Source organism: Pseudohongiella acticola, from assembly GCF_001758195.1.
Classification (GTDB): Bacteria; Pseudomonadota; Gammaproteobacteria; order Pseudomonadales; family Pseudohongiellaceae; genus Pseudohongiella; species Pseudohongiella acticola.
In genome coordinates this window covers 486,037-511,347 of record NZ_MASR01000001.1, presented here as the reverse complement: position 1 = coordinate 511,347, position 25,311 = coordinate 486,037, and the positions used below count along the sequence as shown (strand labels likewise).

At 53.8% G+C, this 25,311-nt stretch carries 15 protein-coding genes; 8 read left to right on the top strand and 7 right to left on the bottom strand.

The window, feature by feature from the left end:
• Positions 1 to 5 precede the first annotated feature (5 nt).
• From PHACT_RS02255 to PHACT_RS02240, 4 genes are all read right to left on the bottom strand, one after another.
• The gene (locus tag PHACT_RS02255) at positions 6 to 671 is read right to left on the bottom strand and encodes a MaoC family dehydratase (protein ID WP_083264276.1); all 666 of its coding nucleotides are present in this window, start codon (positions 669 to 671) and stop codon (positions 6 to 8) included.
• Positions 672 to 986: 315 nt separating this feature from the next.
• A complete protein-coding gene (locus PHACT_RS02250; RefSeq protein ID WP_070115721.1) occupies positions 987 to 1,619 on the bottom strand; it encodes a c-type cytochrome in 633 nt (210 codons plus the stop codon).
• Between the two features lie 72 nt (positions 1,620 to 1,691).
• Positions 1,692 to 4,232: a TonB-dependent receptor plug domain-containing protein gene (locus PHACT_RS02245; RefSeq protein WP_070115720.1), complete on the bottom strand. Its 2,541-nt coding sequence runs from the start codon at positions 4,230 to 4,232 to the stop codon at positions 1,692 to 1,694.
• Positions 4,233 to 4,616: 384 nt separating this feature from the next.
• Positions 4,617 to 6,872 (bottom strand): winged helix-turn-helix domain-containing tetratricopeptide repeat protein, encoded by a 2,256-nt coding sequence (locus tag PHACT_RS02240; protein ID WP_070115719.1) that lies wholly within the window; start codon positions 6,870 to 6,872, stop codon positions 4,617 to 4,619.
• Positions 6,873 to 7,362: 490 nt separating this feature from the next.
• Here PHACT_RS02240 and PHACT_RS02230 point away from each other — a divergent pair, with 490 nt between their 5' ends.
• Together PHACT_RS02230 and PHACT_RS02225 are read left to right on the top strand one after the other, a co-directional pair.
• Positions 7,363 to 8,934, top strand: a complete 1,572-nt coding sequence (locus PHACT_RS02230; protein ID WP_070115717.1) for a flavin monoamine oxidase family protein — start codon at positions 7,363 to 7,365, stop codon at positions 8,932 to 8,934.
• A gap of 227 nt (positions 8,935 to 9,161) precedes the next feature.
• Positions 9,162 to 10,802 (top strand): long-chain fatty acid--CoA ligase, encoded by a 1,641-nt coding sequence (locus PHACT_RS02225; RefSeq protein ID WP_070115716.1) that lies wholly within the window; start codon positions 9,162 to 9,164, stop codon positions 10,800 to 10,802.
• Positions 10,803 to 10,901: 99 nt separating this feature from the next.
• Here PHACT_RS02225 and PHACT_RS02220 read toward each other — a convergent pair whose 3' ends face one another.
• Positions 10,902 to 13,940 (bottom strand): efflux RND transporter permease subunit, encoded by a 3,039-nt coding sequence (locus tag PHACT_RS02220; protein ID WP_070115715.1) that lies wholly within the window; start codon positions 13,938 to 13,940, stop codon positions 10,902 to 10,904.
• A complete protein-coding gene (locus tag PHACT_RS02215; protein WP_070115714.1) occupies positions 13,937 to 15,061 on the bottom strand; it encodes an efflux RND transporter periplasmic adaptor subunit in 1,125 nt (374 codons plus the stop codon). The genes PHACT_RS02220 and PHACT_RS02215 overlap by 4 nt, the downstream gene beginning before the upstream one ends.
• A 164-nt stretch (positions 15,062 to 15,225) precedes the next feature.
• On the opposite strand from PHACT_RS02215, the gene PHACT_RS02210 reads away from it, so the two are divergent.
• The 3 genes from PHACT_RS02210 (at position 15,226) to PHACT_RS02200 (ending at position 20,887) form a co-directional block, all read left to right on the top strand.
• On the top strand, positions 15,226 to 15,858 hold the full coding sequence (locus tag PHACT_RS02210) for a TetR/AcrR family transcriptional regulator (RefSeq protein ID WP_070115713.1): 633 nt from the start codon (positions 15,226 to 15,228) through the stop codon (positions 15,856 to 15,858).
• A gap of 51 nt (positions 15,859 to 15,909) precedes the next feature.
• Complete coding sequence (locus PHACT_RS02205) at positions 15,910 to 17,700, top strand: acyl-CoA dehydrogenase (RefSeq protein ID WP_070115712.1); 1,791 nt, start codon at positions 15,910 to 15,912, stop codon at positions 17,698 to 17,700.
• Between the two features lie 316 nt (positions 17,701 to 18,016).
• A complete protein-coding gene (locus PHACT_RS02200) occupies positions 18,017 to 20,887 on the top strand; it encodes a TonB-dependent receptor domain-containing protein (RefSeq protein WP_070115711.1) in 2,871 nt (956 codons plus the stop codon).
• 109 nt (positions 20,888 to 20,996) lie between these two features.
• Here the strand turns inward: PHACT_RS02200 and PHACT_RS02195 are convergent, their stop codons facing one another.
• On the bottom strand, positions 20,997 to 21,203 hold the full coding sequence (locus PHACT_RS02195) for a cold-shock protein (protein ID WP_070115710.1): 207 nt from the start codon (positions 21,201 to 21,203) through the stop codon (positions 20,997 to 20,999).
• Positions 21,204 to 21,626: 423 nt separating this feature from the next.
• Here PHACT_RS02195 and PHACT_RS02190 point away from each other — a divergent pair, with 423 nt between their 5' ends.
• The 3 genes from PHACT_RS02190 (at position 21,627) to PHACT_RS02180 (ending at position 25,280) form a co-directional block, all read left to right on the top strand.
• Positions 21,627 to 22,907: a serine hydrolase domain-containing protein gene (locus PHACT_RS02190; RefSeq protein WP_083264273.1), complete on the top strand. Its 1,281-nt coding sequence runs from the start codon at positions 21,627 to 21,629 to the stop codon at positions 22,905 to 22,907.
• 62 nt (positions 22,908 to 22,969) lie between these two features.
• The gene (locus PHACT_RS02185; protein WP_070115709.1) at positions 22,970 to 24,109 is read left to right on the top strand and encodes a beta-ketoacyl-ACP synthase III; all 1,140 of its coding nucleotides are present in this window, start codon (positions 22,970 to 22,972) and stop codon (positions 24,107 to 24,109) included.
• 172 nt (positions 24,110 to 24,281) lie between these two features.
• Positions 24,282 to 25,280: a hypothetical protein gene (locus tag PHACT_RS02180; RefSeq protein ID WP_070115708.1), complete on the top strand. Its 999-nt coding sequence runs from the start codon at positions 24,282 to 24,284 to the stop codon at positions 25,278 to 25,280.
• Positions 25,281 to 25,311: the final 31 nt, after the last annotated feature.

Sequence of the window (25,311 nt, the reverse complement as noted above, 5' to 3'; positions counted from 1 at the left end):
AGACTTTATCCGGCTGCTTTGAATGTCGATGGCGACATGTTTGCTGTCGACCTGGCCTCGCTTACTGATAGCGTCGTTTCTTCTGACGAAAGCGCATACATAACTATCCAGTCAGCAATCAATGCGGGTTTTTCCTCACCTTCTATCTCGATGCTGACAGCGTGGCGCATCAGAACTTCATCGGTAGACCTCTCCTGTGCGCTAAGCAAGGTAAAGCGACCGCGGATGCGCTTGCCGATACGAATCGGGTTCAAAAACCTGACCCGATCCAGTCCATAAATAATCGATTGCCTTGAGCCCAGAATCTTCAATGAACCCTGAGTAGCGAAGGTGGGTACCAATGCCATGGTCAACATGCCATGCGCAATGGTGCCGTCATAACAGGTTTCCCGTGCGGAGCGTTCCTTGTCAATATGAATGAACTGAAAGTCACCGGTTGCATCAGCGAAGCGGTTGACACGGTCCTGAGTGACCGGGAACCATTTGGTGACGCCAACTTCCTTGCCAATATATAGTTGGGCTGTTTCCAGGCTGACACGGAGCGGTAACGTCTTGTCATCCTGAGTCAGGCAGGTGGTTGTAACATAATTACGCAATTGCGACTCCGGCGTAATGGTGGCCGAGTCGTTGAGGTGGTTTCGCAAATCCTGCAAAAAATCTTGTTGCGGCATAGTAATGTCTGATTCTTTTTTATTTGTTTTTTTGTCGAGGTTTTGTCTGTGCTGTTGTCTGAATGGTAGCGCGTGTACTTGCCAGACATTGTCTCCGCAGATGCAAGTCATAGCTCAGTGACAACTTGTCATATTCTGACAAAGCCGGGAAATTATGCGGCAGAAAGGCGGTGACTGCAATATCGGATCAAGACTTTCGATAGAGCGAATGTTCGTGCTCAAAAACGGGCATAACGGAGTGCGGGCAAACAACCGGGTCAGGAAATAAGTTGGCGGACGCCTTTTTTATGATCATCCGCCAACGGGGAGAAGGGGCTATCGACCGAGCGTATTAATGTAGCTGACCAGATCTTTCATGGCAGTCCGGTCAGGAATTCCCTGGGCCATCATTCGCATCTGATTGCCATAACGATCCTGCGTGTCGTAGCCGCGATAACCTTCTTTGAAATTGACCAATTGGTTCATCAGGTACCAATCGTTTTGCCCGGCCAGCGCCGGTGCGTTCATGGCTTCATTGCCTTGCCCATCAGTGCCGTGGCAGGCCGCGCAGGTTTGATAGAGTTGTTGCCCCCGGGCCGCGTCGCCGTCAGTGATGGTAATTTCGGCAGGCTTGTATTCCCATGTGCCTGCCCATTCAATAATATCGGTGATGCTTTCGTCGCTCAGAATTGCAGCCATGGGTTGCATTTCCTGACCAGGTATATCTTCAGGGTGTGTGCCACGCAATTCGTCACGGAACAATTCGAGTTGTCGCTTGAGGTACCAGGGTTCCATGCCCGCGAGCCTTGGCGCATCAATGCCCTGATTGCCCTGTCCGTCGGTGCCGTGACAGGTCAGACAGAATCGGTCGCTGACTTCTACGCCATCAACGGTAGCGGCTTGAGCACTCAGGCTCAACGCGGTTCCCAGTGCCAGACTGAACCAGAATCCTGCTTTGTGCTTGTTCATAGTGTTTTATCTCTCGTTAAAAAAGGGACGGGGCGAGCCCCGTCCCTTTGATTGTCAACCTCCTAACGGGTGTTAGAAGTTTACCTGCACACGTGTGTACACAAAGCGACCATTCGGGCTGAAGGCGCCGCTGGTGATGTACTCATTGCTGGTAAAGCTAAAGAAGTCCTCAGGACGAACGCGTTCCGGCAAGGTGTTGAACACGTTGTCGGCACCCAGGATAAAGGTATAGCGATCGCCTAACATGTAAGCGATTTCCGTACCGAATATAGTCTTGGCACCAACCGTGTAGTCACGACTTGGGTCATCACTGCTAGGCACTGATCGGTAGTCACCGTAGTAGTTGGCCTGCAGTGTGAAGCGCCAGTCGCCAACGTTGTGGTTTGCACGGAAGTTGGCTCGGTCAGACGGGATACCGTCTTCCAGATCCGCGATATTGGCACGCGTCAGCAGGCCGGGCGTGAAGTCTTTCAGTTCCTGTGTGGTGTAGGCGTAGGAAGCAGAGAAATCGGTTGTGCCCATTTCCTGCCAGTCCATGGACCATGAACCGACAATTTCTATACCTTCGTTGGTGGTGCTCATGTCGTTGGTATAGTAGTTGAATGACACAATGCTGCGTGCGCCGGAGACACCGGAATCTTCCAGTTCCTGAGCGATGGCAGGTGTAATGTCAAACGTGGCCGAGTTCAGGATACGTTCGTCAATATCGATCTTGTAATAGTCGATGGACAGATCCAGGCCACCAATTTCAGCGGTCCAGCCAATGCTGAAGTTATCTGCTTCTTCCGGCCCCAGTTCCTCACCGCCAAAGCGCTGTGAAATCGGGTTGGTTGGAGGAATTTGACCCTGTGTAACCGGGATGGAATCCACTACACCGGTAGAGATGTTGGAAATGTTGGCCTGACCTGGTGACGGTGCGCGGAAACCGGTACTTACCGTGCTACGCAGGTTCATGGTTTCCGTCAGGCGATAGCGGGCGCTCAACTTGCCATTGGTGGTGTCACCAAAGGTGTTGTAGAAGTCCTCGTAACGCAGTGCCGCACCCAGCAGCAGTCGCTCAGTAACGTCCACTTCCAGGTCGACGTAGAAGCCCCAGTTCTTGCGATCCCAGCTACCCTGTTGGTCAGGACCAAAACCCTGGAAACCGTCAGAACCGACGCCGAAACCCTGGTCAGCATATGGCCCGATGCGGTATGAGTCCTGGTCTTCAGAACGTACCTTGAAGATTTCACGGCGCCATTCAACACCGTATGCCACGTTCAGGTCTGAGTACATGCCCACGTCAAAGCCTTTAACCAGGTCGACGTTGAAGTTGTTCTCAATGGTGGTGTAGATGCCTGGCTTGAAATTGGATGGTGAATCCGGCCCCATCGACGGGTTGGTCGTACCGTTCAGGAAGTAGCTCATCTCGTTGAAGCCATTGCCGATGCTGACATCGTAGCTGGTACCATCGTCAAACTCGCCGCGGATACCGGTGACGTTGGACATGTCAACATTCTCACCACCGAAGTCGGGGGTGTAGCCGCCTGGATGGCGTTCTGCGAACGAGAAGCAGTTGGGGTCGGCGAGACTGGCGTCACGGGCTGCCAGTGAGCTGGTAGTGCCGGTCACAGGGTTAACGCCGCGCGGAATAACCGGGCAGCCAAAGCCGTCATTGGGTGTCAGGTCAGCAAACAGCTGGTTGGCGCCGCTGGTGAAGACGCCACCCCGGTTTTCCGGGTTACGCCAGAAGAAGCCCAGTTCAACGTCTTTCTCCGAGTAACCGCTGAAGGTGTATACTTCCTGCTGATTGCCCAGGTCAACGCCGGCATTGACAAAGAAATTCATCATTTCTGTGTCTGGCAGACCCTGACGCATAACATTGACACGCACGGCGTTGTTGCCGGCATCAATGATCGCCTGGGCATCACCACGCTGAATGCCGCGATCGCTGCGGCGCTGATCGGTCTTGTCAAAACTGATGCTGGCAAAACCGTTATCACCCAGTGGGAAACCAACGTTACCGGCGAAGTAGTTCAACATGCCGTCATCGGTTTCTGACAGGCGGCCGTGCTTGGCTTCGAAGGTTCCGCCCTCTGAGTTTTCTTTCAGAATAAAGTTGATAACGCCGGCGATGGCATCAGAACCGTATTGCGCTGATGCGCCATCACGCAGGACTTCTACCTGGCGCAGGGCAATCGGCGGAATCTGGGCCACGTCCGGGAAGTGAGTACCCTGACGACCAAACTGGATGGCAGCAGAACGGTGACGACGCTTGCCATTGATCAGCACGAGTGTGTCGTCAGCAGGCAGGCCGCGCAATGTGGCAGGTCTGACCAGAGAGTTAGAGTCGTTGATGTCCTGTACGTCAACGTTGAATGTGGGGATCAGGTTACGTAACAGGTCGTTCATGTCCGACGTACCCTGGTCCTGGAAATCCTGAGCCGAGAATACATCGATTGGAGCAGCAGATTCGAGGGCAGTTCGTGGAGCACCCCGTGAACCGGTTACTACCACTTCTTCAAGTTCCGGTGCGGCTTCCTGGGCAAACGCGGCGGGAGCGCCAACGGCAGTCAGGGAACCAAGCAACACCAACGTAGAGGAGAGTGTGCAGAGTTTTAGAGACTTGTTCATTTAATTTTCCTTCTTATGTAGTAAGTGCGTCTTTTTCTTGAACCGATTAAGAGCCTGCCGATATAAAATTATTATTAGGTTACGCAATACGGCAGTCCGATTATGGTGATATATATTCGGCAAAGTCCTCCTAAAAACCTTCTTAATACCTCCTAAAACGCTCTCTAAGCCGGAGAGCACGGGGGTATGCACAATCCTTGAGCTAACTGCTTTGACAACTTGTCAATATATGGCCGCCAAAAACGGGTATTTAATATAAACACATATTGAGCGGAAAAAACATAAGGATATCGGTGTTTTAAGTTAATTATTGGTTAAGGCGGGTGGGTGAGCTGCTGCGTGGATGGTGGCGGGGTTTGGACGTTGACAATGGCCGGGCTTCTTTCAGTGAATTCGTGCTGCATCCAGCGTTGATGCCTGGGCCAGGCGCTGTGACAGGTAATGTTGATGCTCGCTCCACTCCTGTTCGCTCCACAGGTTGTTTTTTAACATCAGGCGCTGACTGTCATAGGCGTCCCTGGAGCGCCGGCTGAGGCTGACACCGGTCGTCGCTTCCATCGCCATGACTCCTTCCATCAAACGGCGCTGCCAGGCGAGACCGGCGCCCATTGCGTCCAGAAGGTCGAGGTATTCGGGCGAATACAGCACCTGCTCAGGAAAGTACTTCTCTGCCGCGTGGGTGACATTAAAAAGGCGGCGCAGATGAACAGGAGGCAGGTTTTGCCAGTAATGCACGCCGCGCTCAATGTCGCCGACCATAAACGCCAGCACACCATTATTGTAGTAAAAATCAGGGTCGTCTCGCAGGGCTGCAAAATAAGCGGGCGTATCAGCCTTGATGTCACCAGCCAGGTAACTCATGACAACTTCCGAGTAGTGAGCCAGGATTCCTTCCAGATCAACCTCGCGTTGCTGGTTCAGATATATCTGTGCCTGTCGGAAGTCGCCCAGAACCGCCAGGTTGACCGCCACAGAGCCCAGGAATGCGACGTGGTAAGGGCGTTGCTGGAGCTGGTTTTTACGGGCCATCACAGAGTCAGCCGGTGTCAGCACATTGGTGCGATAGCTCCAGGCCTCATCCGGTGATATTTCAAATGGGCCGGCTTCAGATGCCTGTTCCAGGAAGCGTGCTGCTTCGTCGTACATGCGCGCCCCGATCAGCAGCAGTGCGTAATGGCTCAGGGCAAAATGAGGTGGTTCACCTGAAAGGATCTGTTCGCGCAGTTGCATTTCCTGCTGGATATAACTGGAACCTCGCATGCGTAACTTGATCGCATGGATAGAATCCAGAATATCGCTTTCCGGGTTAATCTGCGATATCTGCCGATGAGTGTCCAGCACCAGCTGGTACATTTTGTCTATTTTGTCGGCGCCGCTGTAGACAGCCAGATTGTTAGCCGCTGTGGCAACACCGTGGTAGGCATTGAGAAAGTTCGGGTCGAGCTCGATGGCGGCCTGGTGGGACTCGATGGCGCGCTCCCAGTCCGCAGGACTGAACTGGTTATTGTAGAATTCCCCGCGCAGAAAATGTTCATAGGCCACTGCGTTGGTGGTGCCCCAGTCACGCATCTGGGTGCGTTCGTTTTCGTTAAGATAAACACGTAAGGCACTGGTAACGTTGGAAACAATCTGGTCCTGAACAGCAAAAATATCGTTCATGGGCAGGTCGAACTGATCAGAATATTCGCGTAATCCGTCACTGACCCGAACCAGCTGCACGATCACCCGCAATCGTCCGTCCGACGTCATGACGCTGCCCTGCAGAACGTGATCTGCCTGTTGCAGGTAGTTGTCGCCATATTGCCTGACAGCGGACAGCGTTTCCGGGTTGCGGGCAGGGGACAACACCTGCAGATGCCCCAGTTTAGACAGTCCGTGGATCAATGATTCGCGCAGGCCCTCGGCAAGTATCTGATTGTCATCACTGAAGTCGCGCGAGGCAAACGGCAACACCGCCAACTGGACAACACTGGTGGCTTCGGGCGTGGATTCCGGGCTGCGAATAAACAAAGGGGCGCTGATGACCAGGGCGCTGAGCATGGCCGCTACCGCCAGTTTGCGCCAGAACGTCTGGCGCGAGGTTGCTCTGGTTGTCGCTACAGTGTGCTCTTCGCCGTCACCATGGGGGGTTTGTTGCTCAGGCGCGAGAGGATTGTTTCCTGCTGCGGCCCGCTCGCTTTGTGATTGATCAGGATCCGTGCGATGTTCTGTTGCAGGTTTGTCCGCGGGCACGGCATGCTGTTGGGGTTCGCTTGCAATGTGTGCAATCAGTTTGTAGCCGCGTTTGGGGATGGTTTTGATATAGCGCGGATTATGGGCATCGTCCTGTAGCGCACTGCGTAACTCGGCGATGGCTTTGTGAACGGCGTGGTCTGTGGCAATCGGTGAGCGCCAGATTGTTTCCAGAAATTCGCCTGGGCTGACGACGTTGCCGTCGCGCTCGATAAGCAGCTTGAGAACATCCATGCTTCGCGGCGTGACTTTTGTTTCAACGTTGGTCCCAACGTCGGTCTCATTGCCGGTCCCAGCGCCATTTTTTTTGACCGTACAGGCTCCGGGCGACACTTGCCAGTCACCTATCTGCAGAGTTTGCTGCAGGTTTTTAGTGTTGTATGCGTTAGATGTTGTTTTATCGGCCATGGGCATGCTTTCTTTTTGTATCAGTATGCAAACAAATACTACGTCAAAGGTCAAGATTTTACGTCACTGATTTGACTTATGCTTCATCCGGTTAGAGCACACCAGTCGCTCGCTTTCTCGAATTGCCTTCCTCTCTCGCTTATCAGGAGCGGTCTGCGTTCTGTCAGCAATCTGGGGCTTGCAGGAAACCCGGTGTGAACGCAATGTTGATGCAAGTTAGGGGCCAGTACTTCCGCTCCGATTTGCTGGTTGTGGGCGGGCAGTTTGATGAGTGCCAGCATCATAATGGTGCCCGGTATGTTCTGTCGCACCAGAATGGCGCTGTTGTCACGGTGGTTTTGGCTGTTTTAGTAGGTTTTGGGAATCTTTCGGGCAGGACTTTGTTCCTATAGTTAGGTAATAATGTAAGAGTACCAGCAGTCCGGGGCAGTCGCCGACATTGACGGCAGCCCCGATTTACAAGAATTACAGAGCGCAGAGGATTACATCCGTGTCAAAACCCGTTTCCCGTCGAGAATTTTTGAACCTGATCGCCGCCACTGGCGGCGTCGCTACCGTGCTGGGCATCGGTGGTGCGCTGGGGCTCATCCCGGCCAGTACTTCCGCCAGCGTACCCAATTTGATGGCACTTAATGGCCAGCGTAAGCGCGTGGTGATTCTGGGTGGCGGTATATCGGGTCTGACCACGGCCTACGAACTTGGCAAAGCGGGATATGACTGCACAGTGTTGGAGGCATCTCACCGCTGCGGTGGCCGCATCATGACAGTACGTCATGGAGACCTGATTGACGAGATTGGCAATCCCCAGATATGCAAATTTGATGACGAACCGCATCTTTACTTCAACTGCGGCGCCGCTCGCATTCCCAGTACCCATGCCAATGTTCTTGCCTATTGCAAAGAGCTGGACGTGGATCTGGAAATGTTCATCAACGAGAACAAGCAGGCCCTGGTGCATGATCCAGACCTGAATGGCGGCAAGCCCATGCGCAACATTGACATCAGCACCAACCTGAAAGGGTTTATGGCCGAGCTGATGTGGAAGGGTTACAACAATGCCGAGCTGGATCAGCCATTCACCGATGATGAAGCACAAAAGATAATGGCGCTGATTCGTCAGTTCGGCGACCTAGATGCCAACGGCGAATATCACGGCAGCGGTCGGGCCGGTTATGTCTCCGGCGGATATATTGATGAGGGCGTTCACCACGAAATGATCGCTGTGCGCGACATTCTCAAGGGCAATGTTGGTTTGCTACGCCAGACTCTGCTGGAAAATGAAGGTGAAACAGCGCCCATGTTGATGCAGCCGGTGCATGGCATGGACAACATCATCAAAGGTTTTACCCGTCAACTTGAAGACAAGATCGAATATCACGCGATGGTCATGGGTGTTTACGACCGTGGTGATAAGGTGGAAATCGTCTACGATCAGGATGGTGAACGCCACCAGATCGAGGCCGACTATGTATTCAACTGCATTCCTTCACACCTGATGGTGGGTATCGACAATAACCTGCCCGAATCGTACATCACCGCCATGCGCCAGATTGGGCGTGGTGAAGCCTATAAAGGCGCTTTCCAGATGAAAGAACGATTCTGGGAGAAGGAAAGCATTTACGGTGGCATAACCTGGACCAACCAGCCCATCAGGCAGCTATGGTACCCCTTCCACGGTTTGATGAAACAGAAGGGGGTCATGCTGGCTGCTTATGATTACGGCGGTGGCTCGGAATTCATGCGAATGACTCATGACGAGCGAATCGAAGCCATGTTGGAACAGGGCGAAAAGGTGCATCCGCAATATCGCGAGATGGCGGAACACGGTATTACCATCGCCTGGCATCGCATGAATCACATGCTGGGCTGTTCAGCCCGCTGGGGCCAGATGACGCCGGAAAAAACCGACTCTTACCGTATGTTGCAACGACCCGCCGGTCGCCATTACTTCATCGGTGATCAGGTCAGTATTCATGCAGCCTGGATGGAAAGTGCCATACAGTCAGCGCACTGGGCAATGGCACACCTGGATGAGCGTGTTCGGGCCGAAGCCGGCGCCTGATCCATCGCGGGAAAGAACCGGTCGGGGTATTGATTATCATCAAGCCCCGACATTCGCGCTGACGGGGCTGCCGCATCGGCGCGTGGGGACTGCCAATGCGGCCGTTCCCTCATATCCTTCGTAATGCCTTTCTGGCAAGTTGAATGCATTCACTATCTGTTGAACTGCGGCACAAGCTGGTTTAGTCTTCCTGTTTCGCCGAACAACCGTGTCAGGAGCAAAAATAAATGACAATGCAACAGACTCCACTCTTAATGCACCGGCTGATGGATCGGGGCGCCATGCTGCAGCCCGATGTGGAGGTCATGACGGCTACCGCTGATGGCGCCCGCAGCCAGACCATGCTGGAAACCCGTAACCGTGCCCACCAGCTGGCTCATGCATTAAACGATGCCGGCATCGAGATCGGTGATCGTGTCGCCACGTTCATGTGGAACGGGGCCCGTCACCTGGAGGCCTACCATGCTGTTGCCTGCATGGGTGCAGTGATTCATACCCTCAATATCCGCCTGTCTCCGGTTGACCTCGAATACATCATCAACCACGCTCAGGACAAGATCATTATCGTCGATGCCGACGTTCTGCCTGCGCTGGAGAAGCTGGCTGGAAAGATGCCGAGTGTCGAGAAAATCGTGGTGGCGGCAGAACCTGGCTTTGAAAACTGGGAAACCAGTCTGCCCAATGCCATCGATTACGAGGATTTCATCAAAGGCAAGCCTACTAAATACCAGTGGCCGGAGATTGATGAAAATTCTGCCATGGGTCTGTGTTATACCAGCGGTACCACAGGTAAGCCGAAGGGGGTCATGTACACCCATCGCGCCAACTACCTGCACACTATTGCCATCGCAATGACCGACGTCATGGGGTTATCTGCTACCGACACCCTGTTGGGTATTGTGCCGATGTTTCACGCTAACGCCTGGGGCCTGCCCTGGGTCGCCTGCATGCTGGGCATGAAACAGGTTTATCCGCACCGCTTCATGGTGCCCGATCACCTGGCTCGCATGATCACCGATTACGATGTCACCATTTCCGCCGGCGTCCCTACAATCTGGCAAGGTGTCAAAGGTCTGATCGAAGCCAATCCTGATAAATACAAATTCAGTGCCCTGACACGACTGACCTGTGGCGGGTCCGCGCCACCACCGTCATTGATTGAATGGTTCTGGGATGCACTGGGCGTAGAAATGGTGCAGGGCTGGGGTATGACTGAAACCAGTCCGTTGGCGACTATCAGCCGTCGCACCAGCAAGCGCAAACATCTTGAAATGGGAGATGCTGACCGGGCCGCCAATCAGGCCAAGGCCGGTCTGCCAATACCCGGTCTGGAAATCGAGATTTTTGATGATGAATGGAACACGCTGCCTCACGATGGCAAGGCATTCGGTGAACTGCTGATTCGTGGCCCGTGGATTTGCTCGGAGTACTTTAATAATCCGCAGCCTGACAAGTTTCATGATGGCTGGTTGATCACCGGTGACGTCGCCAAAATTGATCCGGAAGGTTATATTATTATTACTGACCGTTCCAAAGATCTGATTAAATCTGGCGGTGAGTGGATTTCATCGGTCGATCTTGAGAACCATATCGCCGGCATGGCAGCAGTGGGACAGGCCTGTGTAGTGGCACACCCGCATCCACGCTGGGATGAACGCCCGGTGGCGTTGATCATCAAAAAGGCGGATGTCGAATTGACACCAGAGCAGGTGATCGCACATTGCGAGAGCAAGTTTGCCAAGTGGCAGCTACCTGATGATGTTCTGTTTGTAGATTCGATTCCGCTGACGGCAACCGGCAAAATGGACAAGAAAGTTGTCCGCGCCCAGCTCGAAGCAGACGGCTATAAACTGCCCGACCAACGGTAGTGCAACTCTCAGGTCAGGCGCCGATACGGGGACTGCAGGTTTTTGCTCCTGCAAAACCTGCAGTCCCGACAGGCGATCCCGATACTGAATACTGTCTACCTATATCTTTTCTGCAAAAGCTTCTATCTCGGCACTGTCCCTCTTTGGCTTGAGCGTTAACCGGCATACGGCTGGAACGACGAGGAGGGTCTGCACCGTCGACGCCAACAAACCGGAAATGATCGCCCAGGCCATCGGCGGCCACAACGTGGAAGCCGACAGCGCCAGGGGTAACAATCCCGCTACCGTCGTAGCTGTGGTCAGCAGAATGGGCCGCGTGCGTCGAGTGACAGCGTCACTGACGGCATCATTGATGTTGGCACCCTCTTTCAGGCGCTGATCAATACGGTCAATCAGAACGATGGCATTGTTGACGACTATCCCTACCAGCGCAATGATGCCCAGTAAGGGTTGAAAGCCAAAAGGTGAACCTGTCAGAACCAGACCCGGAAAAATGCCCGCGGCGGCCAGTGGCACGGTCAGCAGGATAATGCCAACCCGGGTAAACGAATTGAACTGAAGAATCAGGAAAAACAGCAATAGCAGTATGCCAATGGGCGCCGTCGACAGAATTGCCTGATTAGCTTCCCCGGACCCTTCCAGGTCACCTCCCAATTCCATGCGCGTGCCAACCGGCAAAGGCTCTTCTTGCAGGCGTTCATTCAGCACTTCCAGAATCTGACTGAAATTGTAGCCATTTGCCAGACCGGCAGTAATTGTATAGACACGAACGCCATTGCGATGTTGTATGCCGGCTTCCTGCCAGTCCGCCTCAAATCGGGCCACCAGACTCACCGGAATCGCCTCACCGTTATTGTTGTAAACATAGCTGGATAACAGTTTCGATACGTCGGTTGAGAGGCCCTCGAGTGAGCGCAATACGATCGGTATGGGGTCCAGTTCCTGTCGATACTGCTCTGCTGTAAAACCAAAACTGCGGGCAAAAAGTGTTTGTGCCACATCGGCCCGACTGACGCCGTGGCGCTGCGCACTGGCATCATCAATCATCGCGCGCAGCACCGGCGTACCCAGGTCAATGTCGTGTCTGACATCAACTGCGCCAGGTATCGTTTTTAGTAGCCGGAAGATGTGCTCCGCTGCGGCAAGTCTGGTGTTGTTGTTGGCGTGATAGAGCCGTACTTCCACCGGAGCGACTCTCGGTGGACCCTGAGCCAGGGTGCTGGCGACAATGGATATCTCCGGCAGCGACGTTGCCGCGTGTTCACGCGCCCAGTCTATCAGACCACTGGTGTCACCCAGACTTTGCATGTTTACCACCAGTCGCGCCCGGTTCGGTGCCCGTGTTGCGTTGGGCAGGTTGTAGTAGAAACCGGGTCCGGTAAAGCCGACAAAACGATGCACCGACACCACGTTTGCCTGTTGTCGAGTCAGGCGCTCAAAGTCAGCGGATATCTCATCAGTGTACGCCTGGTCGGATCCTTCGGGCAGGAATACTTCAATGACGACCTGAGGACGATCGGCATTGGGGAAGAACTGGAAGTTGAGAAAGTTGCTCAGCATGAAGCTGCCAATGACCAGTGTCAGCCCACCGATAATGATCAGTCGCGGCCAGGTTTCGCTGAGGAGTGCCATTCTTGAGCCCAATGTGTCAAACCAGGCACTTCGGCGTGCCTGCTGCGGCGGCAGAAACCATGCTGCCAGCAACGGCGCTACGCTGATCGCCAATAGATAACTGATGCTGAGCGTCAGCATGATCATGACCGGAATACCCCGGGTAAAATCAGCCGTGCCACCACTGGACAAAAGCAGCGGTGTGAAAGCGGCGAGGGTGGTACCGGTCGAGGCACCCAGAGGTCCTGCCAGCTCTTTGACCGCCAACAACATGGATTGTTGGCGACTCTTGCCGTCACTCAAGTGGTTCTGAATGTTCTCGATCATGACAATGGCGTTGTCTATCAATATGCCGAGTGAAATAACCAGTCCGATCACGGCAATCTGGTGTAGCACACCGCCGCCCAGGTCATAAACACCCAGACTGATTAAGGTCACCAGTGGCAGCATCGCCGCTACCAGAATGCCCATGCGCCAGCCCATGCCAATAAACACCACTAGAGTAATGATAAGCATACTTAACAACAGGCTGCCTTGCAGGTCACTCAGGCGTGATTCAACCTGGTCTGGCTGGAAAAACAGCTCTGCTATTTTCAGTGGCGCAAAGTCCGGCGCTATTTCCTGTACACGTTGCCTCAGCGTTTCACCAAACCCGATGGCATCAACCTGATTGTCCTGAATATAAACATTAACGGTGACCACCCGTTCACCGTTCATCCACGTGGCCGGCGGCGCCGGCTCAATCGGCGTTCGCTGAATGTCAGCAATGCTCGCCAGTGGAACTGAACTCGCGTCCGGTAGTGCAATCTGTGTGCTACGCAGAGCGGCCAGGTCTTCGAATTCGCTGTTGGAAAGCAGGCTGATGCGTTTGTTGTTTACAACAATGAAGCCGCCGGGAGAAACCTGATTACGCTGGCCGATGACATTGGCAATATACGCCGGGCTGATACCCAGACGGTTGAGTTCTGCATCCTGAATGGCGATGGTAATCTGTTCTTCGACATCGCCTTCAATTTCGATACGCGACAGACCGGGCAGGTCGGTCAATTGCCGTTTTAGCCGCTCGGCTGCCAGTGACAGTGCCACCACTGATGGGTCGCCTGCCAGCGCCAGTACCACGGCCGGATTCGAGGTCACACGGTCATCAAGTTCCATCTGCCTGACGCCTGCAGGAAACTCAAGTCGGGCCCGGTCCATGGCTTGACGCACCCGCTCCCAGGCGGGGTCGGTGTCATAGAGATTATCCTGAAGGACAATATTCAGCAGTGCGACGCCGCTGCGAGCAATAGCTGAGTATTCCAGTACCTCTTCAACCTGAGAAATCTCATCCTGCAAGGGTTCAAGAATCAGGCGCTCAAGGGCATCCGCGGTGGCACCGGGATATAACACTGTAATCAGGCCGTTGCGGGCCGGAAACACTGGGTCCTCCTGACGCGCCATGTTGCCGAATGAAGCAAGGCCTGCCAGCGTCAGCATGATGACTACCATCAGGATCAGTCGCGGTTTTAATAACATATCAGTGATCATGGCAATACCCTGACTATGTCACCGTCGGCAAGACGGGTCAGGCCAGCGTACACGACGGCATCCGCTGGCTTCAGGCCATCCCCTTCGAGTACGGCATGTTCGCCCAGCAGTTCGCTTATCTGTACAGCGACCCGACTCACTGTCCCCAGGTTCTGGTCATGACCCGAACTGAAGCGGAATACAGTCAGTCCACCGGCGGAGCGCATCACTGCGCTGACGGGTATGACCAGAGCCGCTTCGCTGCGCCGGGGGATACCAACCTCATAGGCTTCACCCGCATGGATACCGTTGCCGTCAAGGCTGACGACCAGGGGGAACAATGTGTTGCTGCCCGAACTGGAGGTGCCAATTTCCAACACGTTACCACTGCCTTTAATGCCGGTCAGGCTGGACCAGACGGGCAGTGTCTGATCTGGCTTGATTTCGCGCAGCAGGTAAGCCGGAACCCGGATTTCGATTTCCATTCCATCCCGGGCTGCGATGCGAATAACGGGCTGGCCGGCCTGGGCGAATTCTCCCGGTTGCAGCAGGACAGCCTCAACACTACCGGCAAAGGGAGCTCTCAGCGTGTTTTCTGCCAACAGGCGCTGGGCCTGCTGAAGCGATGCTTCGGCATTACTGACCGCGGCCTGCAGGCTGTCGACCCTGGCACGTTGCTGTTCCAGGTCAGACAAAGGCGATACGCCTCGTTCATGTAGCTGCTCAATGCGCACCTGATCGCGTCTGGCCTGGGCAATGTCTGTGAGCAGTTGCTCGAGTCGCGACTGCGCAGCATCGCGTGACGGTTCGAGCTGCGGGTTATACAGTTGCGCAAGGACCTGTCCCTGTTTCACTGATTCGCCAATATCAGCAGCACGTGTCTGAAGCGTACCGCCAACCTGAAATGTCAATGTTGCGCGCTGGCGAGCCCGGCTGATGCCAGCAAAACGCAGACTGTCGTCGACGCTACGCTGGCTGACCCGGGCAATACGCACCGGCACAGCAGGCGTATTGTTGCTGTCAGCGGTTCCTTGTTCAGCTTCAGTATCGCCACTTTCTTCGCCACAGGCAGGCAGCGCTGTGATCATGACAAACAATAATAGCGGGAGTACTGCTGATGGCAGGCGAGGTAGGACAGGCATCGTAAATCTCCGTGCATACTAATTTGTTGACATAATGTCATTAATTGACAAAATGTCAATAATGCTTAAGACTGAATCTGTCTTCAGCAACCAACACTGGCATTAGCTGTCACTATGCTGGAGAATTCACTGATGCATGAATCGAGACCGAGGCTTCCAAGGGAATGACAGTACGCAGACGACGGGCAAAGGAAAAACAGGAACGGCATGATGAAATACTCGATGCTGCGGAATTGACCTTTTTTGACAAAGGTTATGAACAAACCTCAATGGATGATATCGCCAGGGCCGCGCAACTCAGCCGTGCCTTGTTATACGTCTATTTCAAGGACAAAGCCGCAATCATGCGCGGTGTCATGTTGCGGGCAGCACAGTCCCTGCAACGTCGCTTTGAGGCAGCCCTGGAAGCTGGAAAGACAGGCGTTGCGCAAATAGAGGGCATCGGTCACGCCTACCACGCGTTTTCGGTCGACGAAGCGAATTACTTTGATGTTCTGACGAGTATGGCAACCTTTCCGGGCCCTGATGAAAGCGATAGCCAGTTGCTGGCATTGGACCACTGCCGGGAATGTGTCAATGACCTCATGGTAAAAGCGTTACGCAACGGCCTGAGTGACGGCAGTCTGAGCGAAACATACATTAAAGACCCGTTGCAGACTGCGTTCTATCTGCAGGGTGCCTTGCATGGTGTGATCATGCAGACCCGTAGCGCCAAATCGTCACAAACAGACTATCCGCAGGGTGGCGAACTGATTAAATACACCATCTCGATGCTGACCAATTCCATTGAACCCTGAATTTGGGCCTGCGAGTGAGCGGCCAAACTGACGATTAACAGGTTATTGTTTATGACTTCCTTGATACTGAGTCGGCGAGATATCGAATTCATGTTGTACGAGTGGCTCAATGCCGAGTCTCTTGTGGCTTTGCCGCGCTACGCCGATCACTCGCGTGAGACATTTGATGCTGTGCTCGATCTGAGCGCAGAGATTGCCACCGAGCATTTTGCCAGCCACAACAAGAAGAATGATGCCAACGAACCCTGGTTTGATGGGGATGTTGTGCATATGATCCCGGAAGTGAAGGCGGCACTGGATATTTTTGCTGAAGCCGGACTGATTGCTGCGGGACAGGATTATGACCTCGGCGGCATGCAACTGCCAACACTGGTGGAAAAAGCCTGTTTTGCCTGGTTTCTGGCTGCGAATGTCGGCACAGCCGCATACCCTTTCCTTACTATTGGTAACGCCAACCTGCTGTTGACTTATGGCACCCCGGAACAGAAGCAGACCTGGGTTAAACCGATGATGGACGGTCGTTTCTTTGGCACCATGTGCCTGTCCGAGCCACAGGCGGGCTCGTCACTGGCGGATATCCGGACACGGGCGGAGCCTGACAATGATGGTCGTTATCGTGTGTTTGGCAACAAGATGTGGATTTCCGGCGGCGAGCACAGTCTGTCAGAAAACATTGTGCACCTGGTACTGGCGCGGTTGCCGGATGCGCCGCCCGGGGTCAAAGGTATTTCCCTGTTTATCGTCCCTCGTCATCTGATTGAAGCTGATGGCACTGTCGGGGAACATAATGACGTCGTGCTGGCGGGGCTCAATCACAAGATGGGTTACCGTGGCACCACCAATACCTTATTGAATTTTGGTGAAGGAAAATTTACCCCCGAAGGTAAATCCGGCGCTGTTGCCTATCTGGTCGGGGAGGCGAACAAAGGCCTGTCGTATATGTTTCACATGATGAACGAGGCACGCATCGGCGTAGGCCTCGGTGCCGCCGCACTGGGGTATACCGGTTATCTGCACGCGCTTGAATACGCCCGAGAGCGTAAACAGGGGCGCACACCCGGGGCCAAGGATCCGTCGCAGCCAGCCGTCGCAATCATCGAGCACACCGATGTCAAACGCATGCTGCTGGCACAAAAGGCGTATGTTGAAGGTGGTCTTGGACTCAATCTGTATTGCGCGCGATTAATCGATGAAGAGCGCACCAGCCAGGGTGACGATAAAGCACGCGCAACGCTGCTACTGGACATGCTGACACCGGTGGCGAAGAGCTGGCCGTCACAATGGTGCCTGGAGGCCAACAATCTGGCCATTCAGGTTCACGGAGGATACGGTTATACCCGTGACTATAATGTTGAGCAGTTCTATCGCGATAATCGATTGAACCCGATTCACGAAGGTACACATGGCATTCAGGCCCTCGATTTGCTCGGCCGCAAAGTTGTCATGCAGGGTGGGCTGGGTCTGGACCTGCTGCTTGACCTGATTCAGGCAACGACCGCACAGGCGTCGGAAGTGGCTGAGTTGGCGGAGTCTGGCGCTCAGCTTGATGCGGTGGTCTATCGCCTGGCAGATGTGACCCGCAAGCTGCACACGTGCGGACAGCCGGCACTGACAATGGCAAATGCGGCCGTCTATCTGGAAGCGTTTGGCCACACTGTCGTGGCCTGGATATGGCTTGAACAGATGTTGGCTGCGGCCGGCAAGTCAGGCGATTTTTATGCTGGCAAACGTCAGGCGGGTCGTTGGTATTTTGCCTGGGAGCTACCCAGAACCGAACAGTGGCTTAACCTGCTCTCGAGCTTGGACGATACTTGCCTGACAATGCGTGACAACTGGTTCTAACCGAGCCCACGAGTTGTAACAACCTGTCACCGTCAGTCAGTGGGAACATTGACTGATGGCTGCCGTGTCGCGCTTACAGAAATTTTCAGAATACCGCAGAAAACACGTCTTTCATCGACAGTCAGTCCTCCTGTAAACCTACTTTTTTCCTCCCCGAATAGTTACAAAGTTGTGACTTATCATAATAGTTTGTCGTTTTCACAACGGCGTCAAGCCCGGCTGGCAGTACACTCCGCCGCATATGCCCTTGTTTCGCCGAAAAAGGCGAATCCATGGCATATAAGGTCTAAAAAAAATAACAGGAGAGAAACTGCCAATGTCTGTCAATAAATCAAAACACTACCTCAGGCACATGATTCACGCCTGTGTGAGCGGTTCGCTGCTAGTGCCTATGGCCGCTTTCGCACAGCAGGATGACACCCCTGCCGTGGAAGAGGTTGTTGTTACCGGTTCCTTTATCCGGAACAGCGCCTTCGCCCAGAATAACCCGGTTGATACCGTGACCCAGAGCGATATCCTGGAGTCCGGCGCCGCCAGTATGGGTAACTATATCCGCGACCTGCCTTACACACAGAATACCAATACGGTTGCCAATGTTAACGCTGGCAACAGCGGTTCCCAATCCAGTGTAGGCACCACCTTCAACCTGCGTGGGCTGGGTGAGAACAGCACCCTGACGCTGATGGATGGTACGCGCTCGGTTGATGCCGGTATCAATACCTTGTTACCTGAAATTGCCATTGACCGCCTGGAAGTAGTGCTGGATGGCGGTTCGGCTCTGTATGGCTCGGACGCGGTCGCCGGTGTCGTCAACCTGATACCCGTGAAAGATTTTGATGGTTTCAGGGTGCGTCTGTATCACCAGTTTGATGAGCCTCAGGACTTTGAAGACAACAAGATTGGCGTCATGTTTGGTCGCAACTTCAGCAACGGCATCAACTATGTTTTTGCTGCGGACTATGCCCGCACGACACCGCTGATGATGTACGAGCGTCCACGTACGTTGCGCGCAGCCTACGGCTGGGCAAACTCAGGAAACCCGGGGGTCTGGCGTGAACTGGATGGCGCCACCGCAAACCCGGGAAAGGTTCATGGTGGCGACCTGGTTGGCGGTAATCTGGTCGATCCAAGTTGTGGCACCTTTAATGAAGTGACAGACTTTGGTGCCGCGAATAACAACCCATCGGGCATTCCCCGCCCCGGCAACAACTGCTTTTTTAACTACAATGCGCAATGGCCACTGGCAGAGGGCAAAACCGAGTACAACATCTTCCAGAACATGACTTTTGATGTCAGTGATCGCGTGCAGCTGGAAGCTCAGATGTCCCTGGCCAACCGGGAAAGCGAAAACCACAATACCCTGTCGTACCAGCTTAATGCCAATAACCGGGAAGGTCTGGTGGTGCCGGAATCGCATCCTGCCAACCCGTTCGGTATGGATGTCGGTCCCTGGACCTGGCGTCCGTTTGCCGCAGCAGGTACGTTGCCAAGCTATACTGACCTGAAAACGGGTGCACGCAAGCAGACCTATGACGATACCATTCAGCGCTACAAAGTGGGTGCCCGCTTTGACCTGACCAACTCCTGGACTGCGAATTCGTCGTACTCCTGGCAGCGCACGCACCGCGACTACACTGCACGTATGATCAATATGCCGAATATCGCAGCGGCCTTGATCGGGCAGGGCGGTCCTAATGGTAATGAGTGGTTCAACCCCTTTGGTTCTGCCGATGTGCGTTCGCCGTTTTATGATGCTGCCACAACGGCCAACAGCCAGGCGTTGATCGACTGGATCGCTCCTACCGTACCTTTCCGCACATCACAGCGCGAGCTGACGGTGTTTGAAGTCAACGCGACCGGTGACCTTTACGAACTGCCTGCCGGTATGGCGCAGATGGCGATTGGTTATCAGATGCGTGACATAGATGAGTGGGATTACGCTAACCCCTTGTCTGCAGCGGGTCTGGACTACAACACCAGTATCATTGATACACCACCGACAAGCCGCAACTACGGTAGCCGTGTGCAGGCAGCGTATCTGGAGTTTGAAGTGCCATTGCTGGATACTCTGGATGCCCAGATAGCTGTCCGGCATGAAAATTTCACCACTTATGACCTGCAAACGACAACACCCAAGATTGCGCTGCGCTGGGAAGCACTGCCTGAATTGGCAATTCGTGCCTCGGTTGGTGAAAGTTTTCTGGCTCCAACGCCGGCAGATGCCCGCCCATTCGATCCCAACGAAAATTGTGGTGAGATCTTCTTTGGTAGCGACCCGATCACAGGCGGGGTACTTAACGGTGGTGCGACCTGTTCCTCGGGTAACCCCAAACTGTCTCCGGAAACGTCTGACATCTGGAACGTTGGCTTCACCTGGGAGCCGCTGGACGACCTGACCCTGAGCATGGATTATCAATCGATTGAGTACACCGACCGTATCCGTACGCTGGGTACGCTGGACATTGTTGCCATTGAGTTCGAAGAAATGCTGGCCGCAATTGGTTCAACACCGGAGGCCTACGATCCGACACCAGGTTCTGCAACCCGGCAAGCTGCCAACGCATGGGTCGCAGCGGGCGGACTCTCCAATGTGACACGTGACAGCAGTGACAATCAGCGCGTATCCCGGGTTGTCAGTCAGGCACAGAACGTGTCTACCGTTTGGGTAGACCTGTTTGATGCGCGTGCCACCTACACCATGGACACCAATAACTGGGGTTCGTTTACGACATCACTGAATGCTACCTACAATACCAAGTACGAGTATGCAGATGGCGGTGAAGTGGTTGACGCACTGGGCAAGCAGAACGGTCGCACCGGTATCGTTGCGCCTGTTCCCAAGATCAAGGGTCAGGCTCGCCTGAGCTGGATTCGCGACAAGCACAGCGCTTCGGCGAGCTGGAACTATCAGCATCATGTTGAGTTCGATGATAACGTCAACAACGCGCTGACCGGAACGCCACCGCCTGAAGATGGCCGAATCCGTTCGCAGGGTATTGTTAATGCACAGTACACTTATCTGATGGACCAGTACTTCGACAGCGAGATCACGTTGAGTGCCGGGATAAGCAATGTGTTTGACGAACTGCCACAGCGACTGCCTATTCTTGGTGGTTTTGAAAGCCGTCTGCACAGCCCGTGGGGCCGTCAGTTCTGGCTGTCAGTTGACTGGCGTCCAGGCTTCTAAGCCTGCGTCATAATAAATGGCATGAAAAAAGGGCTGTCACCCAGGTGACAGCCCTTTTTTTTTGAATTCGCGTTAGCTTAGCAGCGCGGCGATTTCAAACGTTGCAGTCTTACAGACCAATAACGTTTTCCGCCTGAAGGCCTTTAGCGCCTTTAGTCACGGTAAATTCAACGCGCTGGCCTTCTGCCAGAGTTTTGAATCCTGCAGATTTGATTGCGCTGTAATGTACGAATACATCGGCGCCGCCGTCTTGCTGGATGAAGCCGAAGCCTTTGGATTCGTTGAAGAATTTAACCTGACCTGTCACTGTAGACATAGAATATTCCTTGAAATTACTAAAATTAAATATGCACCGTATGCGGGAGCGGGCTGTTTGAACCAGAATTTCTGGTGCAACAGTGCCACATACCAACATTCGGTAAGCAGAAAAATACGATTACAAATACATTTACACGACGAGGGTCTACTTGCGGCACTTCGTATTGCAGATATAAATATAGCCGGTATTCTGGCTTGCCGCGCAGTCTACAGTAACCGTAGGCCAAGTCAACGGCTATTTGCCAGAGCATCATCAGGCGGACTATAAGTTATCGCCTGGCCAGGCGCTGCAGTAAGCGGGTCGGCGCTTGATTGCGTCCGAGCAGGCGAGCGCTTTTTGGTGGCTCTGGTAGCTATTACATTATCATTGGGGCTGAGTTATCATTCCGGACAAATCTAATAATCACAAGGGAGTAATTCGATGCATTTCAAATCATTGCGATCAACGCTGGTGCTCGCTGCGGCCCTGACAGGTCTGGTGGCGCAGACTTCCGCACAGGATCTGTCCTACGATTCGCCAGAGGCGGTGGGTATGTCCTCGGAGCGGCTGGAGCGAATTGGCCCGGTTTTGCAGCGCTACGTTGACGAAGGTCAGCTCGTCGGTGTGGTGAGTATGCTGGCACGTCGCGGTGAAGTTGTGCATTTTGAAGAATTTGGCAACCTGAACAAGAATACCGGTCAGGCTCTGGAGAAAGACAGCCTGTTTCGTATTTACTCCATGACAAAACCCATCACTACACTTGCCGTCATGATGATGTACGAAGAGGGCAAGCTGCAGCTTACCGATCCGGTCGAGCGCTACCTGCCAGCCTTCGCCAATGCCCGTGTTGCCGGCCCAGGAGGTTCTCTGGTAGCGCCGGACCGACCCATGACCGTTCAGATGTTGATGACACACAGTTCGGGTCTGACTTACGGTGTGTTTGGCGACACCATGGTCGACCGTCAATACCGCGATGGTAATGTCATGGTCAGCCCTGACCTTGATACCTTTATTGAACGACTTGGGCAAATACCTTTGCAGTATCAGCCTGGCACACGCTTTCATTACAGCGTTTCAACCGACGTGCTGGGTGCGCTGGTAGAAGCAGTGTCCGGACAGTCTCTGGGTGAATTCTTCCAGCAGCGCATATTTGGCCCGCTGGAAATGGATGATACATTTTTTCAGGTACCCGCGGACAAGCTCAACCGCTTTGGCACCAACCATACCTATAACCCGCAATCCGACACACTGGAAGTCAGCGATAACCCCAATGCCAGCAACTTCGTTAATCGTCAGACATTTGAGTCTGGTGGCGGCGGTTTGCTGTCAACGGCTGAAGACTACATGAAGTTCAGTCAAATGGTGCTCAATGGCGGCGAGCTTGACGGCGTCCGTATTATTGGCAAGAAGACACTTGAATATATGACACAGAATCATTTGCCGGGAATCTTTGGTGACAATGGCCAGCATTCGCCCGATACATTGCCAGGTTTTGTAGACGGCACCGGCTTTGGTCTGGGTTTTGCGGTAATTGAAGATCCGGCGGCGGCAGGAGGTGTCGGTTCGGAAGGTGAGTATTATTGGGGCGGCGCTGCCGGCACCATATTCTGGATTGATCCGGTTGAAGAATTGATAGGTGTGGTAATGATTCAACACATGAATGTTCAGGTGCCGTTGCGTGCCACATTCAAAGCGCTGGCCTATGGCGCCATCGTCGACTGACAGGTCGCTGGGTTTTGTAAAGAGCCAGCTAATAATAGAAATGGGGAGAGAAGGAAACAGTCATGCGTTTGCATCAGGCAGGTGACCGTGTCGTTATCAGTGGCGTTGGCCTCTGGACACCGGATCACGTCGTAACGAATACAGAACTGGTGCAGGCGCTAAACGCTTATGCCGACAAATATAATCTGACGCATCAGGCAGCGATTGAGGCCGGTCATGTAGAACCGGTCATGAAGTCTGATCCCGAATTTATTGAAAAAGCGAGTGGCATTAAACAGCGCCATGTCTATGTCAAAGACGGCATTCTGGACATTGAGCATATGCGCCCCCTGATTCCAGAGCGCGATGACGATGAACTCAGCCATCAGGCTGAAATCGCATTGCATGCCGCACGCAGTGCAATGGCCTCTGCCAATAAAAAGGCTGAAGATTTTGATGCAGTTATCGTCAGCTGCGCCTACACTCAGCGCGCTTATCCGGCATTGGCAATAGAGGTGCAGAGTGCTCTGGGTATAGACGGGTTCGGTTTTGACATGCTGGTGGCATGCTCAGCGGCAACGTTTGCCTTGCATCGTGCCTGGGAAATGGTCAAGTCCGGCTCCGCCCGCGCAGTGCTGGTGATAAATCCGGAGCTGGTTTCGCCTCAGGTAAATTACTGTGATCGTGACAGTCATTTTATTTTCGGCGACGTAGCCACAGCTGTTGTTATCGAGCGTGCCGAGACAGCCAGCAGTGATCATGTTTTTGAAATCCTTGGTACCCAGGCGAAGACACTGTACTCCAATAATATCCGTTCCAATTTTGGCTATATGTCCAGAGCCTTTGGTACCGACCCCTTTGCGGCGGATAAGCTTTTTCATCAGGAAGGGCGCTCTGTCTTCAAGGAAGTCTGTCCGATGGCCGCTGAGCACTTGTCGGACCACCTGGCGCTGCACGGACTGACGCCAACTGATGTGAGGCGCTGGTGGCTGCATCAGGCCAATATCAACATGAATCAGCTGATTTCAAAAAAACTGCTGGGCCGTCTGCCGGATACGGATGAGGCGCCCATTGTGCTGGACCGTTATGCCAATACAGCTTCAGCGGGTTCTGTTATAGCGCTGTCTCTCTATCATCAGGATCTGGAGTCGGGTGACATCGGTGTACTGTGTTCGTTTGGTGCCGGTTATTCAATTGGCAGTCTGTTACTGAAAAAACTATAGACAAACAGTATGGTCCGGTGTCAACGGATCGCGGTCATGGAGCGGTTTTGTGTTTGTGATAACCTCAAATCAATGCCGAAGCTTTGCTTTGGCATTGATATCAGTCGCGTATCTTTCTGTTTCCGTGAGCGCTTCCCTGCACGCTGCCACGCCAGCTGACAGGGGGCAGTGGATGGGCGCTATGGGCGAATCCGGTCTGCGCGGCTTCTTTGCTTCTGGCAGCGATCTGGGTGAAATGGTAAATCGCGTTGTCAGCTACCAGACTGCGCAGCGTGTTTATAGCCGACAGCCTGCAACCAGACCACAGGATATGCGGTCGCGTTCGGACACCTGGGTCCTGCAGTCTGATTCTCTGATACCGGTGGCCGACTCGGTGCAACGACCGTTGTTCGTTCGGACGCTTGTGCGCTCTGCCGGACGGAGCGAGGATGCACGCGTTGACAGTCGCAACGATCGGCTTGACCTCGGTCTTGTCTACGCCCCCTCAACCCGTTCCTTTGTCAGTTTTGGACTGGCTGGTGAACTTACCCAGGCTGATATTTTTTATGTGACCGGTGAAACCAGTGGCGAGGCCTGGGGGCCACGGTTTGATGCGGGTCTGGTGCTGGGCCCGGTATGGGCCGTGGGCATTCGTGCAGATTATTTAGAGTTTGATGGTAATAACGAGGTGTCAGTCGTGACTGGCGCCGGTTTGCTGAACATCACGCGTGATGTGGAATACCAGCGCCGTTATCTACAGTTGGATGCGATGGCGCGGTTCAATCAGTCGACATTGCCCTGGCTGCCGGAGAGGGTCATGCTCAGGTGGGCCAATAGCTTCAGGCACCTGCACATTCACAACGAACCGACAACCAATAGTCTGGGTCAGGCTGTGGCAGAACCTTTTGGTGAACAAAATCGCCTGAGTGTTCTCAGCACAAGTCTAAACCTGGGGTATCCGCTTGGTAGTAGTGGTTCGTGGAGTGTGTTTGGCGAGATAGCGTTGGACTACGAACTGGAAACCAACATGAATTTCCCCATTGATGATCGCACTGCGGTTACGCTGAGTTCGGGGATCGTGCGTCAGCTTGCCCGGGGTAAACGTATGCATCTGCAGTATGACCGGTACCAGCATGCCCGAGGTACGCGTTCGCGCAACAATCTGTCACTGATCGCGACCATTGATTTCTAGTTTAGTGGTGAGGGCAGGCTGACGGTTAGTG

Coding starts and splice junctions, on each gene's coding strand:
- PHACT_RS02190 (WP_083264273.1), top strand. CDS start 21,627: ATGCATTTCAAATCATTGCGATCAACGCTGGTGCTCGCTGCGGCCCTG.
- PHACT_RS02220 (WP_070115715.1), bottom strand. CDS start 13,940: ATGATCACTGATATGTTATTAAAACCGCGACTGATCCTGATGGTAGTC.
- PHACT_RS02195 (WP_070115710.1), bottom strand. CDS start 21,203: ATGTCTACAGTGACAGGTCAGGTTAAATTCTTCAACGAATCCAAAGGC.
- PHACT_RS02205 (WP_070115712.1), top strand. CDS start 15,910: ATGACTTCCTTGATACTGAGTCGGCGAGATATCGAATTCATGTTGTAC.
- PHACT_RS02180 (WP_070115708.1), top strand. CDS start 24,282: ATGGGCGCTATGGGCGAATCCGGTCTGCGCGGCTTCTTTGCTTCTGGC.
- PHACT_RS02255 (WP_083264276.1), bottom strand. CDS start 671: ATGCCGCAACAAGATTTTTTGCAGGATTTGCGAAACCACCTCAACGAC.
- PHACT_RS02185 (WP_070115709.1), top strand. CDS start 22,970: ATGCGTTTGCATCAGGCAGGTGACCGTGTCGTTATCAGTGGCGTTGGC.
- PHACT_RS02200 (WP_070115711.1), top strand. CDS start 18,017: ATGTCTGTCAATAAATCAAAACACTACCTCAGGCACATGATTCACGCC.
- PHACT_RS02250 (WP_070115721.1), bottom strand. CDS start 1,619: ATGAACAAGCACAAAGCAGGATTCTGGTTCAGTCTGGCACTGGGAACC.
- PHACT_RS02240 (WP_070115719.1), bottom strand. CDS start 6,872: ATGGCCGATAAAACAACATCTAACGCATACAACACTAAAAACCTGCAG.
- PHACT_RS02245 (WP_070115720.1), bottom strand. CDS start 4,232: ATGAACAAGTCTCTAAAACTCTGCACACTCTCCTCTACGTTGGTGTTG.
- PHACT_RS02210 (WP_070115713.1), top strand. CDS start 15,226: ATGACAGTACGCAGACGACGGGCAAAGGAAAAACAGGAACGGCATGAT.
- PHACT_RS02225 (WP_070115716.1), top strand. CDS start 9,162: ATGACAATGCAACAGACTCCACTCTTAATGCACCGGCTGATGGATCGG.
- PHACT_RS02215 (WP_070115714.1), bottom strand. CDS start 15,061: ATGCCTGTCCTACCTCGCCTGCCATCAGCAGTACTCCCGCTATTATTG.